Origin of the sequence: Streptomyces phyllanthi (genome assembly GCF_009377205.1) — a bacterium.
GTDB lineage: Bacteria > Actinomycetota > Actinomycetes > Streptomycetales > Streptomycetaceae > Streptomyces > Streptomyces phyllanthi.
This window is the reverse complement of record NZ_VJZE01000871.1, coordinates 1-1647: the sequence shown is the minus strand read 5'-3', so window position 1 is coordinate 1647 and position 1647 is coordinate 1. Positions and strand designations below refer to the sequence as shown.

The window sequence follows — 1647 nt, the reverse complement described above, 5'->3', positions numbered from 1 at the left end:
ATCTCGGGGGGCCGGGTGGACTCTTCCTCCGAGCAGCGGGACTTGGCGGCGTAGGGGTTGGCGCAGGGAGCGCGTCCGTTGCCTTCTTGACTGCCTGGCTGGGGTCTTGAGTGCCTGGCGGGGTGGAGAAGCAGGTCTACAGCGCCTGTGGGAACGTGAAGAACCTGTTCGGGTCGTACCGCTTCTTCAGGGCCGTCAGGCGGGGGGCCGCTTCGCCGTAGTAGGCCTTGCGCCAGTTGGTCAGGGTCGGGTCCGTGTAGTTCTGGTAGGCGGCGCCCGAGGCGTGGCGGGACATGGCTCGGTGGGCCGTGGTGAGCCAGTTCCGGGGTGCCGTGCCGGAGGTGCCCGCCTGCCAGGACGTCATGTACTGGGCCAGCATCCGGGAGCGGCGGTGGACGAAGGCCGTCGCCGTGGGGGACACGCGGTTGATCGCGCCGCCGAGTGCCGTGAGGGCGATGGTGCCCGGTCCGCCCCGTACCGATGAGATCTGGGTGAGCAGGGTCTGGATCCCCGCGGGCGAGATCGAGCGGTCGAAGAAGTCCGAGCGGGCCGTGTACGTCTCGCGACCCAGGGCGCCCGCGGGTGTACGGCCCGGGGTGGGGCCGGGGAGGTGGCACTCGGCGTCCGTCGAGAAGGACGAGCAGCCCGCGTACATCTCCATCGACTCCTCGTACGAACGGCGCTGCAGCGACACGCTCTGGGCCGGGGCGCCTACTTGGTCGGCCAGGAAGTCGACGGCGTTCTGCAGCTCGCCGTACGTGCCGAGCGAGAAGGCCGACACGGAGATCGTCGGGGTGCGGCCGGGCGCGCACGACAGGCTGCAGGCCGACCAGATCTCGTCCGGCTGGTCCGGTCCCCACTCCTGCCAGGCGGTCACCACCTCGGCGGCCTTCGCCCACGGCCACGTCAGGTACGCGGAGACGGCCTGGGGCGCGGGGTGGGTACGGAAGCGGAGTTCCGTCACGACGCCGAAGTTGCCGTTGCCCGCGCCGCGGAGGGCCCAGAAGAGGTCCTCGTGGTCCGTGGCGTTCGCGGTGATTTCCTTGCCGTCCGCGGTGACGACGGTGGCCTGGGTGAGGCTGTCGCAGGTCAGGCCGTACGCGCGGGAGACGACGCCGTGGCCGCCGCCGAGGGTGAGGCCGGAGACGCCGACCGTGGGGCAGGAGCCGGCGGGGATGGTGACGCCCTTGGCGGTGAGGGTGCGGTAGACGTCGATCAGTTTGGCGCCCGCGCCGATGACCGCCTCGTCGGCGGAGGCGCGGATGCGGCTGATCTTCGAGACGTCGATGATCAGGCGGCCGTTGCCGGAGGACCAGCCTGCGTAGGAGTGGCCGCCGTTGCGGATGGACACGGGGGTGTGGTGGGCCCTCGCGTAGGCGAGGAGGGTGCGGATGTCCGCGGTGTGGGCGGCGTAGGCGACGGCTGCGGGCTTCAGGGTGTCGAAGCGGGTGTTGTAGAGCTGGCGGGCCGTGGACCAGGAGGTGTCGCCGGGGCGGATGAGCGGGCCGTCGAGGTCGCGGGCGAGGGCGGTCCAGTCGGCGGCGGCCCGGGTGGTCGAGGTGGCTGGGCGGCGGGGGGTGCCCGGGGTGGCTTCGGCGGAGCGGGAGGTGCATGCCGTGGCGGTGGCTGCCGTCGCTGTGGCGAGTG

General features: G+C 71.9%; 1 protein-coding gene. It reads right to left on the bottom strand.

What is annotated here, in order from left to right:
• Positions 1-136: 136 nt before the first annotated feature.
• The coding region (locus FNH04_RS45750) for an FAD-binding oxidoreductase (protein ID WP_152792113.1) at positions 137-1647 on the bottom strand (1511 nt) is incomplete at its 5' end.